The sequence below is a fragment of the Aciduliprofundum sp. MAR08-339 genome (genome assembly GCF_000327505.1).
In the GTDB taxonomy this organism is placed as follows: Archaea; Thermoplasmatota; Thermoplasmata; order Thermoplasmatales; family Aciduliprofundaceae; genus Aciduliprofundum.
On record NC_019942.1, the window covers coordinates 262,551 to 277,057 of the forward strand.

A 14,507-nucleotide genomic window follows, 5' to 3' on the forward strand; every position below is an offset into this window, starting at 1 on the left:
TTTCAAGTAATAAAAATTTTTCCGTAATTAATTTAACCTCTCGACAATTTTACCCTTCAGATGGGCCTTCTCAAAACCCGAGATTTTCAGAAGGTAGAATCCGCCAATTTCAGCATCTTTAACTACTATCGGAAGATAATTTGAACTTCGGGCAAGGAAATTGCCCCTCTTGCCCCTTGATGGTACTACCACTTCCATTTCCCTATCCACATAGGATTTCATCCTCTCCTCCATATTTCTGAGATGTAAATCCGTTACTCTCTGGCTCCACTCCTTCACCTTGTTCGTACTCGGTCTCTTCCACCCGTACGCGGGGGTTTTTGGCCTCGGAGAGAAGCGGGTTATGTTGAGGATATCAGGCTTAAGTCTCTGGATCATATCCAGCGTGTTTGCAAACGTCTCGTCGGTCTCTCCCGGAAAGCCCACGATAACATCTGTGGATATCGTAATATCAGGAATTTTTTTGCGAAACTCCCCAATTATTCTTTCAAAATCCTCGGCAGTGTAACCCCGATTCATTCTCCTCAGAATTCTATCATCTCCGCTCTGCACGGGGATGTGAAGAAATTTGTAAACCTTAGAAGATTTGTAAGATTCAATGAGTTCGTCTATAATTTCAAGGGTTTCCCTAGGTTCCATCATACCTATGCGCACATAAAATCTACCATCCAAGGAGGTTATGAGATTTACCAGTTCTGCAAGATTGGTGCCAATATCCCTCCCGTAGGCTGCGGTGTCCTGTGCGCTGAGGCGTATTTCCACCGCACCCATATTTAGGGCATCCTTAACTCTGGATATTATCCATTCCACAGGCCTGCTCTTTATGTGTCCCCGGGCAATCTTGGTTATGCAGTATGTGCATTTACCTAGGCAACCGTTGGCTATGGGTATGGTGGCCACCGCATCCCAGAGAAAAACCTGATCCATAGGAGATTTTCTCAGGTCCAGCATCTCATGGGCACGTTCAAATTCCCAAGTGGTTATTGGGATTAAACCATCCTCCAGAAGTTCCCTGCGGGCGGAGGGAAGACATCCATAAACAACAATATCCTTCCCGTATCTTCTCAGCTCCTTTATTCTCCTCAGCATCCTGTTCTCAGTGTGCTCTATGACAACGCATGTGCCTATCACAATTTTATCCGCATCCTCGGGCCTGGATACTATCTCTCCCATGGCTTGTGCAAGCATATGGGTCTCCGCTATGTTCTGCGAACATCCGTAGGCCTCTACGTACACTTTCACAGAGATGCAATGGAGTATGGGATAAAAAACTTCCGTGGTCAAGTTTTTAATACTGCAATTCATTATTTCATCGTGATACTACCCTGCAGGAAGGAAAGTGTGGATAGAATAGCCGAGCATGCTAGGCAGGAGCCAGTAGTTATGCCCACGGATACCCTCTATGGGCTGTGCATGAGCATATACGGAGATGTGAATAAGATTTACAGGCTCAAAGGGAGAAGTTTTAAGAAGAAGATTCCCGTGGGAGTTGCCAGAGTTGAGATGATGCGTGAGGTTGCTGAATTGACGCCACAGGCCGAGAAACTGGTGAGGGCATTCATGCCGGGACCCTTGACCCTCGTTCTCAAGAATAAGGGTATAGATTGGCTCGACGATACCGTGGCTGTGCGCATACCTGCCCATACCCTGACAATTTACCTCATGGAGAAGATCGGCCCCATAACGCTCACAAGCGCCAATTTGAGTGGAGAGAATGCACCCGAGAGTATTGAGGATACGATGAAACTGGATGTGCAGTACCGTGTAGATTGCGGAAAACTCATGGGTAAACCATCCACCATAGTGAGCCTTGTGGATGGGGTTAAGTTGATAAGGGAGGGTGCAATACCTTTTTCGGCAATCCTAAAAGTTCTCGGTGAGAAGTATGAACATTAAAAAATATATTGAGGCGGGGAAGATAGGAAAGGAGGCACGGGAGTACGGCAAAGAGCTGATAAGGGAGGGCATTTCCTATTATGAGGTTGCAGAGAAAGTGGAGAGATACATAAGGGATGCTGGTGCAAAGCCCGCATTTCCCGTCAATTTATCCGTGAACTTCATGGCTGCCCACTACTCACCTGTGAGGGGAGATAATAAATATTTCAAAAAGGGAGATCTGGTGAAACTTGATCTGGGAGCACATATAGACGGGCACATATCCGACACTGCAGTCACCGTGGAAGTCGGTACAAATAAATGGGAAGAGCTGATAGAGGCTTCGGCCGAGGCCCTGAAAAACGCAATAAAGAGCATAAGGCCCGGGATAAGGGTATCTGAAATAGGAAGGATCATAGAGGAAACCATAAGTTTCTACGGTTACAGACCAATAAAAAACCTCACAGGCCATGGCTTGGATGTTTACGATTTACATCATGGCCTGAGCATACCCAACTACGATGATGGAAGCACTGCTACCCTGAACCCGGGGATGGCCTTTGCCATAGAACCTTTTGCCACAAATGGACGTGGATATGTGCGTAACGGGCCTGGGGGAAACATATACATATTCCAGAAAACCTCGAAATTGAAAGAGCCCTATGCGAGCATGTTTGAGGAGTTTCGTACATTGCCCTTCGCAGCAAGATGGTGCGAGAAATACGAAAATTACGAGGGCATCCTTAAAAAAGGTTCATTCCTTGGCGTACTGTATCATTTTCCAATTCTGCAGGAGAGAAAAAAGGCGATGGTTGCCCAGACCGAGCATACAATACTCCTCACATCAGACCAGGTGATAGTAACAACGAGATGATTCGGCAAAAAGGTTATAAACACCAAAGTTCATCGTTGGCACATGCTTGAAATACTCTCAAGGATTGGCATAAGAAATGAACCAGAAGATTATGGAGAGCCCGCAATAAAGGGTGCAACCCCTGTAAAATTCTCGGCCAAGAACTTTCATCCCTTAAAAGAGGTAAGGCACATAAAAATAGGATTTGTGGATGGGGGCAACAATGCGATTTACCTCGCTCCAGGTCAGTCCATACACCTTGTCCGCCTGTACTATTCCATATTTGAAGGTGTGAAGAAAATTGAATTCGGGAGGTACACATTCATAGTTGATGTGAATTTCATGGTTGAAGATGATAAATATGTGGTGAAGATATACAGCGTTGAATCCTCATCCCTTCTTCCCCAGGAGATCGTGCTCGGTGCAAATGAAATAGATGAGAGAGACAAGATAAAGGCAATAGGCGCATACATAAGGAGGATTGGCGAATGGATCCTGCTTGGCAGAATAATGGAGAAATGCGATATCCTCGTCAGAGACGGTTCGCTTCAAACCGGAGCCACCAGGGAGTACGAGTACGCCAACAGAGTATTTAAAGATAAAACCATCGTGGGATTCTCAAAAACCTGCTCCCTCCTCACCACCAGGGGATACTCGCTCATGGCCTCAATCCATCATCTATCAAAAAAGATGAACATTCAGGCCCCATGGTACTATCATCCCATAGCCAGGGGCATAACCACAATAAAGGGGGATATGTTCGCCGTTAAACTGCATCCCTTCAGCGATTACGTTTTCCGTGTGGAGGTTTATCCTGAGGAAGAAGCTCCATTAGCCCTGGGAGCTCTGGTACCCATGGCAAACGACCCCACATTCCTGGGATATCCCTACGGACTCATTGATGCGGATATAAACGCGAGAATTGGAGATGATGAGGCAAAAATGTATTCACAGATCCTTTACAACTATGCGGACGAATTCACGCGTATGCAGGCAAATGCGCTCAACGCGCACGATATAATTAGCGAGGTGAAGTAGATGGTTGGACAGATCATTGGAGGAAGTTATGGAGAAATATGGATCAGACAAAAGCATGGAGAGAGGATAGAACTTGGAGATCTTCTCGTTGCTGACGATATCCTGCTTCAGGTTGTAGACCTGGAGTATGGAAGTCTGCTTGAGCACAGGGATCTGGCAAGAATGAGCGGCATGCAACTTGAGGGCTACGGCTCAACTGAAATCCACGAGAAGGAGGTGAGAAACTACATTCTCGTGAGAGCCAAGCCTGTGTTTGATTTGAAAAAGAGAAGCATACCAAAGCACCTGCCAGAATTTTTCCACGTGCTTAGAAGGGCTTCCGAGAACGATTTTAAATTCTTAGATATGCCCAAAAATCCACTCTATTTGGGAAGGATAAGAAGTGGCTCAAAGGTGCTCAATGTACCCGTTTATGTTGACGGAAAAAGTGTGCTCACCCACCACATTCTCATCCCCGCAACCACTGGACGGGGAAAGAGCAATCTCGTGAAGGTTATCCTCTGGAATTTGGTGGGCAAGGGTTACGCCGGCATACTGGTTCTGGACGCTCACAACGAGTACTACTCCTACACGAGCGGAGGAAAGAGGTACGGACTGAGAGAGCATCCTGAAGCGAGAGAAAATGTCGTTTACTACTCAATAAATCCACCTCTGGGTGAGAGGGCCCTGAGAATCAGTATAAAGTTGGTAAAACCCTGGCACCTAAGGGAGATTGTGGAGTTTACTCCTGCACAGGAGGATGCACTCTATCTGCTTTACCAGAGGGGTGGAAGGGAGTGGGTAGAATTCCTTTTCTCTGATGAGAGAATCGAGGGTATGAGCGATACAACGAGGGCCGTTTTGCAAAGAAAGGTAAAGGTGGCCCTTGAAATAGATGTTAACGAGAATGGTGAAATGTACGAGAGGGGAAAGATATTCTCAATAAGGGAGGGAGAGAGCACTATAAAGGACATATGCGACTATCTTGAGCAAGGAAAAATAGTGATTATTGACACATCCTCACTCTCTCAGAACCTCGAACTTCTGATCTCAGGAATGATAATGAACGAAGTGTTCACAAGGTACAAGCGCTACAAGGAGGGAGGAGAAATAGAGGATAAGCCCGTGATCTCCGTGATAATCGAGGAGGCCCCACGTGTTTTGGGTGAGGGAAAGAGCAACATATTTGGCACCATAGCAAGGGAGGGAAGGAAATTCAAGATAGGTATTGTTGCAATCACTCAGTTGTCCTCAGTAATACCACGCGAGATCTTGGCAAATATGAACACGAAGATTATTCTTGGCAATGAAATGGCTTCAGAGAGGAAGGCCATAATAGGTTCTGCAGCCCAAGATTTAAGCAAGGACGATAAGATGATAGCCTCACTGGACAAGGGTGAGGCTATAGTGAGCAGCATATTCACAAAATTCGCAGTGCCAATAAAAATTGATAGATTCGAAGATATAGTTGACAGGGAGAGAAAGAGTAAAAACAGGAGAAACATAGTGTTCTTCGGATAAAGCGAAAATTTTAAAATCATGTATGATTTATGCCCCTTGCCTTGGGGCTGTAGCTTAGCCAGGTTAGAGCGCCCGGCTCATAAAAGCCCCTTTGAAAAGCGGCTTTACCCGTAAAGGGGCATTGAGAAACCGGGCGGTCGCAGGTTCGAATCCTGCCAGCCCCACTGGGCCAGTAGCTTAGCTAGGTAGAGCGCGGGACTCTTAATCCCGTGGTCGGGGGTTCGAATCCCTCCTGGCCCGCTTCTTCCAGAGTATTACCGTAATAACAGATACTATCATAATGCCTGCCCATAGTACCGTGTAGGGGAAAAAGAGGGGGGAGAATGAATTTATGGAAACGCAGAATGTATCGTTGCCCCTCAGGGATTCTGGCCTTATAAAGTATGTATCGTGGAAGGAACCATAGGTAACCTTAAAAATCATCGGGCTCTGGAAATTTATCTCAGTGGGATAATGCAGGAAGAACACAACTCCTGTGCCATTCTGCACGGCGCTGTAACTCCTGTTGTTTATTTCAAGCACTATTTTTGCCCCATTTGCAACATAGCCATTTATGTAAAAAACCACCTTGACCTTCACAATTTTCGTGCAGTTCACGGAAAATGTCCTTACCCACGCAACGTAGCCCCCATCGTAGCCATAAAGGTAAACATGGTAGGCTCCATAGGTGAGGTTAAGCGTAAAATTTCCGTATGGGGGGAGAATTGTATGATTGTAAACACCGCCTCCAGATACAACATATATTTCCACAAATGAAGTATTGGCCTCGTATGATATTTGCAGTTTGCTTCCGTTAAGGGAGTATCTTGCCGTGCCATTCTCTCTCCCGACCACATAGGGATTAAAGAGCAAATCCAGGAATCTGGGCCAGTAGGTATGTCTGGCAAAATCCAGACTGCGATAGGATTCCGCCACACTAAAAGTGGGAAAATATATGCCAATTCCGTGGGATTCGTTCGCCCAAATCCCATTCACAGGATGCGGGCAGTTCCATACCCTGTAATAGGAGATGTTATCAAGCCATCGCATTGTATCCTCTGCGAATTTATCAATCTTGTAATCGGGAATCTTGGCAAGATTTTTCGCAAAACTGTAAAGATCCATATCAGAGTAAAGTTCATACCTCTCGGCATTTCGGGAGGCATTAAGAATCTCGGCATAATAGTAGGGGGTTACAGAAAGCATGCTCTTAAGATCATCATTGAATACCCCTATGAACGATTCAAATCGTGTCATATTAACAGCAACCATTGTCGTGGATAGTCCCTTCCTTGAGAAGTACTCCTCTGACCATCTGTACATCGCATCCACCACATTTCTGGCCGCTTGAGATGGTGTTTCGTTGCTCATATTCTCCAGAATCATGCCGTAGGGCCAGCCACTTGCAGGCTCATCCTTTTCCGAAGCGATAACGTAATGTGTGAGATTCCTGAGGGCGTAAAAATTCTCCATGATCCCCATTCTACAGGCATCAAAACCTATCACATCCAGCATTCTGTTTCTTTCTCTCTCAACATAACCTATCGCATCCCTCATCTCCCCAAGAGTGAGCCAATCACCATGATCCTCACATACACCACCGTAAAAATGGCCATGATCCCAAAGATCAAGAAAATAATGCTTGGCAGGATAATGGTCCATTGTCCAGTTCAGAAAATATAGGAGTGTTTGGGGGGAACCCATATCCACCTCCCCCAGTTTCTCCATAACCTTTATCTGCCCACGCTGAATGTAATAAATGGCCGAATCCCCGTATTTTATAGAGTCGTACATGACCACGATATTCAGATTCGCATTTGAACCCACAGACATCATCGCTCCAAGGTTGTCCAGAGCAAATGAGTGAAGAGAGTTATCTGCATCCATATAAACCATAAAGGTCCAGTTGGGCAGGTGGTTCTCCTGGGAATGGGAGAAATTCGGAGTAAGGGATAATAGCACGAGAAGGAGTAATACCATGGCAAGGATGCGAAACTTCATTGATTGACATAAGTGAAATTCTATATTTATTACTTCTCCCCAAAATTGATGAAAATCATTTTATAGGTGGAATGGCATCTACTTCACGAGGGGACAAATATGGAAGATTTTGAAAACCAAAATAAGGGTAGTGAACAGTACTATACCCAGCCATTGCCACCGGAAGCACAGAGTATAAAGGACCTTGTGAGAATAACAGGAATCATAGCACTTATCTTCGGAATAATAAATCTCATATGGGGCATACCAGGACTCATCGTGCTAGTTGGCATTACAGGAATAATCTTTGGAATCGTGGATCTGCTGATATGGAGCAATTGCAAGAAAATAAACGAACTTGTGGATCAGCGTAAATACAGGGAGGCAAAGGATAAGACATTGATATGGATGGTGTTGGGCTTCATATTTGGTGGTCTGGTGCCAGGAATTCTGCTCCTCCTGGCTTACATCAAATACGACAATTTAATCCGGGTATCAGAGCAGACAATTCCGCCGCCACCACAGTAATATTTCTCCTTTTACTTATTTTTGAGTTATAAACGACACATTTTTAATAAAATGAGTTATGCTGTACCTGTGATAGAGAGAGCGATAAATGCACTGAAAAAGGGCGGGTTCGTTCTGATTTACGATGAGGATGGGCGTGAGGAGGAGACGGATATAGTTGTTGCGTCTCAATTCATCACTCCCGCAAAGGTGAGATTTATGCGCCGTCAGGGTGGAGGCCTTATATGCACAACCCTGCCCAGAGAATACGCGGATATTCTTGGACTCCCCTACCTGCATGAGATCTTTGAAAAAAGCGGATTTGAAATATTCAAGTATCTCACCCCCAGGGTGAAATACGATAAGATGCCTTCATTTTCCATAACAATCAACCATAGAGAGAACTTCACAGGAATTCCTGACAAGGATAGGGCTAAGACAATCAGGGAATTCGCCCTATTTCTGGAAAAACTCAAATTTATGGGCAATCCCATTGAGGAGTTTGGCAAGGAGTTCATATCCCCAGGACATGTGCACTTGCTCATAGCATCCAGCCTCCGGGAAAGACATGGCCACACGGAGCTATCAACCACTCTGATGCAGATTGCTGGACTCATTCCCTCAGCGACCATAGTTGAAACATTGGGAGACGATGACAACTCTCTGAGCAAGAGGGATGCAAAAAAATTTGCAGAGGAACACAATATACCTTTCATAGAGGGCAAAGATATTCTGGAGGCCTGGGAGAGATGGTCAGAGTGATGGCTTCAGGCGTGTTCGATATCCTGCACCCCGGACATGTGCTGTTCCTGCAAGAGGCGAAGAAATTGGGAGACGAACTCGTAGTTGTGGTCGCCAGGGACTCCACGGCAAAAAAGTTCAAGCACAAACCAATTATGCCAGAGGAGGTTCGCAGATTTCTGGTTGAGTCCCTGAAACCTGTTGATCGTGCTGTTCTTGGCCATGAGGACGATATGTACAAGACCGTGGAGGAGATAAAACCGGATATAATCGTTCTTGGCTACGATCAGAAATTCAGCGAGGAGGAAATAGAAGAGGAGTGCTGGAAGAGGGGACTTGATGTAAAAGTGGTAAGGCTGAAAAAGTACGGGGATAGCGATTTGAACGGAACGAGAAAGATAATATACAAAATCGTTGAGAGGAGCGATGAACTCTATGCGAAAAATAGGAATCGTTGATACCACATTTGCCCGATACGATATGGGCTCCGCAGCGGAGGATGAACTTCGCAAAATGGGAACAGGATTCAAGATAATAAGACGCACTGTTCCTGGAGTGAAGGATCTTCCAGTGGCTGCAAAGAAACTCATAGAGGAGGACGGATGTGAAATTGTCATAGCCCTTGGGATGCCAGGACCAAAACCCATTGACAAGCAGTGCGCCCACGAGGCCTCTCTGGGGCTGATTTACGCTCAATTGATGACAAACACACACATAATTGAGGTGTTCGTGCACGAGGATGAGGCAAAGGACGAAAGGGAACTGGCCTGGCTTGCTGAACGCCGTGCCAGGGAGCACGCCCAAAATGCCTACTGGATGCTTTTCAATCCCGAGAAATTGAGGAAGATGGCCGGCACAGGCCAGAGGCAGGGGTTTGAAGATGCAGGCCCAATTAAAGGTGCAAAATCTGGAATGAGACATTAGGAGGTGAAAGAAGTGGAAAAAATAAATCTGGGAATTGTTGTGAGCGAGTACAACTACGATATAACCATGATGATGCTTGAAAGGGCCAAGGAGCACGCGGAATTCTTGGGAGCGGAGGTGAAATACATCCTGAAGGCTCCCGGGACATTCGATATTCCTCTTCTGGTAAGAAAATTGCTTGAAAAAGAAGATGTGGATGCCGTTATCACACTTGGAGCTGTGATAGAAGGGGAAACAGAGCATGACGAGATAGTGATGCAGAACGCGGCAAGAAAAATTGAGGATCTTAGTGTGGAGTTTGGCAAGCCTGTGACCCTTGGCATATCCGGTCCGGGAGAGTCCAGACTCCAGGCAGAGGCAAGGATAGAGAAGGCAAGAGATGCCGTGGAGGCAGCTGTAAAACTCGTTAAGCGTCTCAGGGAAGTTGGATGAGAAAAATTTATATTCCTTTTTTCCATATTATTCGTTGAGATGAAGGTGCGGGATCTGAACTTGCTTCAGGACATTGTTCAGCATTGGGATGGTGAGATTGTAGTGGATGCCTATGATTTGCAAGGCACATCTGGAATAGCAGTGCTTTCCCTTGTAAAGGAGAACAGAATCGAGAAATCAATAAAATTTGAAGGAAATCCATCAGAACTTATCCTGCTTTTCACAGAAATTCTAAGAAAGAACATAAACAAGGTGGTGAGAGAACAAAGGGATGAAATTGTGGATTTCAAGGGCAGTTAACTCATTACACCCAACTCGGTGAGCTTCTCAGGTAGATAGGTATCCGTAACATAGTCCAGGCCGTACTTTGCCAGGCTCTGCTGCTCGGCCTTCTTCTTTATTTTGAGCATCAATTTTATCTCCTCGGTCCAGAAGGGCGTCTGAAACCTTGGATCTTTCAACTCCGATTCCAGAGCTGCTATGTCACGGTCATTCAATTTATCCGTGGGAAGATCATAATTCAGAATGTCGCTGGCGGTTATCCCCACAAACTCCGCGGTGGGGGTGGCAAGATACTCGCTTATATGCGCCGTCTTTATCGCTCCGTAGGCAATGGAGGCGAATATCCTAAAGGACCATGGATCTCCATCTGTAAAGATCACCACGGGCAATCCAAGTTCCTCATTCATCCTCTTCAGCAATCTTCTCGTGCTCCTTGCTGGCTGGCCCTTAATGTGCACCAAAATTGCACGGGCCTTCTCATCGAAGCCGTTCTCAACAAGACGATCGAACATACCACCTGTTTCTATGCCTATGACAAAATCGGCATCCACATCCACGAATCTTAATTTGTCATTCTCCACATTGTAGGGTATTAAATATCCGCTGTCGCCAACATCATCACGGCAATTAATTCGCATGGGCTTTCCCTTACGGTTTATCTCCTCAATCGTTATATTCCCAATTATGCTGGCACCATCCTCCTCGGGGCGAAGTTTGAAATCCTCCCGCATGAAACCCGTTATGACCTCAAGGTCCTCTGCGAGTTTGTTGCTCTCATCCTGTGAGTGGAACTTCGCCAAGCCCCATCCTTCAGATATGTAGTACATCTCCCTCAGTGTGGAGGATTTCTTATCCCTGATCATCTCCTTGATGAATTCCATAACGTAGAGGGTGCGGAGGAGCATGTAAGCACCATCCAGTTTCTTAGCGCTCCTGGTAATTTTTGCCCCTCCATACTTCCACACCCCGTATCTTGAGTTGAAAACTATGTTATTCCTGTTCCTGGCTGCAAGTTTCATCTTTGGAATTTCTCCTCTGGCAAGATCCTCGTATATCTCCTCGGCAATGCGATAAAGCCTTTCCAGGGCCTCCTGACTACTCATTCTCTCACCTCTTCCTCAAATTCATCCTCTAGATCCTCCTCTTCAACATCATCTTCTTCAACGATTTCCTCAATCTCGCTTAACTTTATGTTCCAGTCTCCTGGCAAGGGCTCAGCACCTATCACAATATTTGGATTTATGCCATCCACATAGTAATTTGTCTCCCCGTACCTATCGGCATCCTCCAGCACAAAGTAGAGATGTCTGTATGATACGGGTGCGATGTTCACCTCCCATTTCACATAATCTTCCTCCGCAATTCCATCGGTATCTACAAGATTTCCCAGTGGATAGTCCCCATAAAGGGTGAAGTGCAAAGCCCTAGAAGTGTAGTTGGCCACCTTAACATTCACCCTTATCCTTGCATCCTCCTTCACAATCTCCTCGTCTATCCAGACAACATTCATTATCTTTGATATCACAGGCTCCAGTTTAGGCACGGGCTTCTCCACAATTTCCGCGCTTTTTCTGGCTATCTCAGGCAGGATCTTTGTGACGAGGAAGAACTTCTCGGTCATCTTGCTCTTGCGTTGCTTTTTCACATTGTACAGGCGAAGCTGCCTGCCGAGAGCCTTTAGGGCGAGTTCAATCTCCTCCCTTATCTCGGGTACCTCGGCTATGGCCTCCTTGGCCTCTGATGTGAATGGAACCCGCGTGGATGCCACATGCACGAGAATTATGGCAGGTCCGACGGGAATGCCCTGCCCACCCCTCTGCTCAAGTCCATATCTACGCCAGTCCACGCTGCCTATGGCCTTGGTTATCACATCGGCACCCTGCTGGTAGAGTAGGGGAACCCTGTTTGCAAATCTCAATATTCGTACGGGCTGATCTTTTGGCAACTCTCCCCCATAAACCATACCCGCCTCCACAATGAAGGGATTTCCGCTGTAAACCTTGGGTTCCCTTGTCACTGGCTGGGCGTAGAAACTCGGTCTGAGGGATCCAAGAACATTTTTAAGGCCTTTCTTTATGAGCGTCTCGCCTATGGGTGAGAGGCAATCTGTGGGCGGAGCCATGAGCTTTACCTTACGAAATGCATCAAGAAGTCTCTTGGCTTCCTCTATGCTTAGCTCCTGGGGCCTCATCTCCCCGTAAAGATATGCCTTCTTGCATATCTCCTCCGCAACCTTTGGACTCACCCTGCTGAATTCGGTGGTTAGAAATGATGTAAGGCGATAGGCCTTGGTGTTCCTGGCCATGTTGAGCAATTCTCCCAATTCAATACCATGGGGATGCGGTTTTATCTCCCTTGTTGGAGGTGGCAACTTATCCGTGGCACGCTTAAAAATTGTCCTCTTTCCATCAGGCTCCACGAAAGTTATCTGGGCGTGGGGATTGACAATTGCAGTTTGCTGCAGATATTCATAAACGCTCTGCTTGCCACGAACATATCTCGCCCTTATAACAACTTCTATCCTCGTTCCATGCTCCCTATCCCATAGGAGGGGGCTCTCCTTTATTATGCGAGGGGCATTTTTCTTGGTATCTATGGACAGGATCACCTCGTAGGCAACCTCCTCCTCCGAAATCTTGGAGACCACACGGGCTGGCTTGCCGGTTGTGAGTTGACCGTAGAGCACAACGGCGCTTATGCCTATGCCCTGCTGCCCCCTTGATTGCCTTATGGCATGAAATCTTGAGCCGTAAAGGAGCTTGCCGAAAACGAGGGGTATGTTTCTGCGTATTATTCCGGGCCCATTATCCTCCACAACTATCCTGTATTCATCTCTTCCCATCTGATCAATTTCCACATAAATATCAGGAAGAATCTGCGCTTCCTCGCAGGCATCTAAAGCGTTATCAACAGCCTCCTTCACGCTCACAACAAGAGCCTTGGTCAAGGAGTCAAAGCCCAGAATCTGCTTGTTCTTCTCAAAAAATTCGGCTACGCTTATTTCTCTCTGCTTCCTCGCCATTTTGTGTGCAATACCCATAGCGCATCCCATTGCCAATATGCATACACATTTAAATTATTTCTCCACAACAAACAGGAAAAATCTGGATATGGGGCAAAGCCTCCAGTGGGCCCGCCCGGGTTCGAACCGGGGACCTTCGCCTTGTAAGGGCGACGTCATAACCACTAGACCACGGGCCCCTATAAGGCAATAGGAAAAGCCTTTATAATCTTTTCTGAGGGGCAATTTTAAAAAGGATGAGTACAATCACTGTACAATGCCCTTGAAACTAACAGTACCCCAGAAAATACTGGTTCATCTTTACGCTTACGGAAAGTACGGGGATAGGTACGAGTACCCTGTGGAGATGACCCAACAGGGAATTGCAAATGGCATTGGCATATCCGTGACCCACGTGCCCAGAAACATAAAAAAACTCATTGAAGAAGGGCTCGTTGAATCTAAGAAGGGGCATGTTAAGGGCAAGAAAAAGAGGGTCAGCATTTACTTTTTAACCTCCAGAGGAATCATAAGGGCCCAGGAGATCATAAAAAATCTGGATAAAGAGAAAATTGAGGCTCAGGGAAAATACATGAGCATAGGGGAGGTGAGGGAACTAACGGGAAAAAGCACGATGGAGATAATAAGGGCCATTGAAAGGGGAGAGAAAATAAGACTGGGGACGGATAAAAGAGTTGTATTCTTCGAGGAGGATTTTAAATACGAGAGATTTGTGGATAGGGAAGAAGAACTCCGGATAATGAAGGAATGGTACAGCAATGGCAGGGTTCTGAGCATCGTGGGTCCTAGAGGCATAGGAAAAACAGCACTGGTTAAGGAATTCATAAATCGTGCGGATATATACATCGGGATTGTGTGGCTCAAACTCTACGACGGTAGAACCTGGAAATCCATAAGGGAGTTATTCCAGCATCTCTTTGGAAGGGACAAAGTTCTGGATTGCCTTAGGAACTCTCCCATTCTTCTAATTTTCGACAATTACCACATGGTGGACGATGATTTTGTGGAGGCCATGCGAGCACTTATAGATGAGGACATAGGTGAGAGCAGGATAATCGTAACCATGCCTTCAGCCACACCCTTCTACAACAGATTCTACTCATTGAGGGATGTTCAGGATGGAAAGGTTGTTGAGATAAACCTGGGAGCCCTTGACTATGAGGATGCGAGGAAGCTCCTTCCAGATGTAAGGGAGGATTCCTTCAAACGCATATATCAGCTGACCAACGGAAATACCAGGCTTCTGGTTATGCTTGCAAAGGGCACATTGAGAGCGGGCAGCAGCGTGCCCCTGACTGCGGAGACTATACACATGCTAAACTACCTTGCAGAGCAGAAAAATTGAAAAGTTTTAAATTTGACCGTTTAGATTTC

Annotated in this window: 15 protein-coding genes, 3 tRNA genes and 1 pseudogene; 14 read left to right on the forward strand and 5 right to left on the reverse strand. The window is 46.2% G+C overall.

The window, feature by feature from the left end:
* Positions 1-27 precede the first annotated feature (27 nt).
* On the reverse strand, positions 28-1,242 hold the full coding sequence (locus ACIM339_RS01460) for a tRNA (N(6)-L-threonylcarbamoyladenosine(37)-C(2))-methylthiotransferase (protein ID WP_162007667.1): 1,215 nt from the start codon (positions 1,240-1,242) through the stop codon (positions 28-30).
* 72 nt (positions 1,243-1,314) lie between these two features.
* On the opposite strand from ACIM339_RS01460, the gene ACIM339_RS01465 reads away from it, so the two are divergent.
* The 7 genes from ACIM339_RS01465 (at position 1,315) to ACIM339_RS08035 (ending at position 6,022) form a co-directional block, all read left to right on the forward strand.
* On the forward strand, positions 1,315-1,896 hold the full coding sequence (locus ACIM339_RS01465) for an L-threonylcarbamoyladenylate synthase (RefSeq protein ID WP_337954333.1): 582 nt from the start codon (positions 1,315-1,317) through the stop codon (positions 1,894-1,896).
* A complete protein-coding gene (map, locus tag ACIM339_RS01470; RefSeq protein WP_015282828.1) occupies positions 1,886-2,749 on the forward strand; it encodes a type II methionyl aminopeptidase in 864 nt (287 codons plus the stop codon). The genes ACIM339_RS01465 and map overlap by 11 nt, the downstream gene beginning before the upstream one ends.
* 42 nt (positions 2,750-2,791) lie before the next feature.
* On the forward strand, positions 2,792-3,766 hold the full coding sequence (locus ACIM339_RS01475; RefSeq protein ID WP_015282829.1) for a hypothetical protein: 975 nt from the start codon (positions 2,792-2,794) through the stop codon (positions 3,764-3,766).
* Positions 3,767-5,266 (forward strand): ATP-binding protein, encoded by a 1,500-nt coding sequence (locus tag ACIM339_RS01480; protein ID WP_015282830.1) that lies wholly within the window; start codon positions 3,767-3,769, stop codon positions 5,264-5,266.
* Between the two features lie 43 nt (positions 5,267-5,309).
* Positions 5,310-5,430 (forward strand) — tRNA-Ile (locus ACIM339_RS01485).
* 2 nt (positions 5,431-5,432) lie between these two features.
* Positions 5,433-5,506: transfer RNA gene (locus tag ACIM339_RS01490), tRNA-Lys, on the forward strand.
* Between the two features lie 150 nt (positions 5,507-5,656).
* Positions 5,657-6,022, forward strand: a complete 366-nt coding sequence (locus ACIM339_RS08035) for a hypothetical protein (RefSeq protein ID WP_337954334.1) — start codon at positions 5,657-5,659, stop codon at positions 6,020-6,022.
* A gap of 354 nt (positions 6,023-6,376) precedes the next feature.
* Here ACIM339_RS08035 and ACIM339_RS08095 read toward each other — a convergent pair.
* A pseudogene (locus ACIM339_RS08095) lies at positions 6,377-7,246 on the reverse strand (clostripain-related cysteine peptidase); the annotation flags it as partial.
* Positions 7,247-7,345: 99 nt separating this feature from the next.
* Between ACIM339_RS08095 and ACIM339_RS01510 the strand changes: the two are divergent.
* The 6 genes from ACIM339_RS01510 to ACIM339_RS01535 are packed head-to-tail and all read left to right on the forward strand — an operon-like array spanning position 7,346 to position 10,129.
* Positions 7,346-7,753 carry a hypothetical protein gene (locus tag ACIM339_RS01510; protein WP_015282831.1) on the forward strand — a complete coding sequence of 136 codons (408 nt, stop codon included), beginning with the start codon at positions 7,346-7,348 and terminating at the stop codon, positions 7,751-7,753.
* A gap of 51 nt (positions 7,754-7,804) precedes the next feature.
* The gene (ribB, locus tag ACIM339_RS01515) at positions 7,805-8,494 is read left to right on the forward strand and encodes a 3,4-dihydroxy-2-butanone-4-phosphate synthase (RefSeq protein WP_015282832.1); all 690 of its coding nucleotides are present in this window, start codon (positions 7,805-7,807) and stop codon (positions 8,492-8,494) included.
* Complete coding sequence (locus ACIM339_RS01520; RefSeq protein ID WP_015282833.1) at positions 8,482-8,931, forward strand: adenylyltransferase/cytidyltransferase family protein; 450 nt, start codon at positions 8,482-8,484, stop codon at positions 8,929-8,931. The genes ribB and ACIM339_RS01520 overlap by 13 nt, the downstream gene beginning before the upstream one ends.
* Positions 8,909-9,397 carry a riboflavin synthase gene (ribC, locus tag ACIM339_RS01525; RefSeq protein ID WP_015282834.1) on the forward strand — a complete coding sequence of 163 codons (489 nt, stop codon included), beginning with the start codon at positions 8,909-8,911 and terminating at the stop codon, positions 9,395-9,397. The genes ACIM339_RS01520 and ribC overlap by 23 nt, the downstream gene beginning before the upstream one ends.
* Before the next feature lie 12 nt (positions 9,398-9,409).
* On the forward strand, positions 9,410-9,829 hold the full coding sequence (gene ribH / locus ACIM339_RS01530) for a 6,7-dimethyl-8-ribityllumazine synthase (protein WP_015282835.1): 420 nt from the start codon (positions 9,410-9,412) through the stop codon (positions 9,827-9,829).
* A 39-nt stretch (positions 9,830-9,868) separates the two neighbouring features.
* Positions 9,869-10,129, forward strand: coding sequence for a hypothetical protein (locus tag ACIM339_RS01535; RefSeq protein WP_015282836.1), 261 nt, complete (start codon positions 9,869-9,871; stop codon positions 10,127-10,129).
* Here the strand turns inward: ACIM339_RS01535 and ACIM339_RS01540 are convergent.
* The 3 genes from ACIM339_RS01540 to ACIM339_RS01550 all read right to left on the reverse strand — a co-directional run bounded on the left by ACIM339_RS01540 (position 10,126) and on the right by ACIM339_RS01550 (position 13,312).
* Positions 10,126-11,214 carry a DNA topoisomerase IV subunit A gene (locus ACIM339_RS01540; protein ID WP_015282837.1) on the reverse strand — a complete coding sequence of 363 codons (1,089 nt, stop codon included), beginning with the start codon at positions 11,212-11,214 and terminating at the stop codon, positions 10,126-10,128. The genes ACIM339_RS01535 and ACIM339_RS01540 overlap by 4 nt on opposite strands.
* Positions 11,211-13,151 (reverse strand): DNA topoisomerase VI subunit B, encoded by a 1,941-nt coding sequence (locus ACIM339_RS01545; RefSeq protein WP_015282838.1) that lies wholly within the window; start codon positions 13,149-13,151, stop codon positions 11,211-11,213. The genes ACIM339_RS01540 and ACIM339_RS01545 overlap by 4 nt, the downstream gene beginning before the upstream one ends.
* An 88-nt stretch (positions 13,152-13,239) precedes the next feature.
* Positions 13,240-13,312 (reverse strand) — tRNA-Val (locus ACIM339_RS01550).
* Between the two features lie 77 nt (positions 13,313-13,389).
* On the opposite strand from ACIM339_RS01550, the gene ACIM339_RS01555 reads away from it, so the two are divergent.
* A complete protein-coding gene (locus ACIM339_RS01555) occupies positions 13,390-14,478 on the forward strand; it encodes an ATP-binding protein (protein WP_015282839.1) in 1,089 nt (362 codons plus the stop codon).
* Positions 14,479-14,507: the final 29 nt, after the last annotated feature.

What these genes read in the sequence shown, in the direction of transcription:
- map (WP_015282828.1), top strand. Translation starts at nt 1,886, where the DNA reads ATGAACATTAAAAAATATATTGAGGCGGGGAAGATAGGAAAGGAGGCA.
- ACIM339_RS01480 (WP_015282830.1), top strand. Translation starts at nt 3,767, where the DNA reads ATGGTTGGACAGATCATTGGAGGAAGTTATGGAGAAATATGGATCAGA.
- ribB (WP_015282832.1), top strand. Translation starts at nt 7,805, where the DNA reads ATGAGTTATGCTGTACCTGTGATAGAGAGAGCGATAAATGCACTGAAA.
- ACIM339_RS01510 (WP_015282831.1), top strand. Translation starts at nt 7,346, where the DNA reads ATGGAAGATTTTGAAAACCAAAATAAGGGTAGTGAACAGTACTATACC.
- ACIM339_RS01540 (WP_015282837.1), bottom strand. Translation starts at nt 11,214, where the DNA reads ATGAGTAGTCAGGAGGCCCTGGAAAGGCTTTATCGCATTGCCGAGGAG.
- ACIM339_RS01520 (WP_015282833.1), top strand. Translation starts at nt 8,482, where the DNA reads ATGGTCAGAGTGATGGCTTCAGGCGTGTTCGATATCCTGCACCCCGGA.
- ribC (WP_015282834.1), top strand. Translation starts at nt 8,909, where the DNA reads ATGCGAAAAATAGGAATCGTTGATACCACATTTGCCCGATACGATATG.
- ACIM339_RS01535 (WP_015282836.1), top strand. Translation starts at nt 9,869, where the DNA reads ATGAAGGTGCGGGATCTGAACTTGCTTCAGGACATTGTTCAGCATTGG.
- ACIM339_RS01545 (WP_015282838.1), bottom strand. Translation starts at nt 13,151, where the DNA reads ATGGGTATTGCACACAAAATGGCGAGGAAGCAGAGAGAAATAAGCGTA.
- ACIM339_RS01475 (WP_015282829.1), top strand. Translation starts at nt 2,792, where the DNA reads ATGCTTGAAATACTCTCAAGGATTGGCATAAGAAATGAACCAGAAGAT.
- ACIM339_RS01555 (WP_015282839.1), top strand. Translation starts at nt 13,390, where the DNA reads ATGCCCTTGAAACTAACAGTACCCCAGAAAATACTGGTTCATCTTTAC.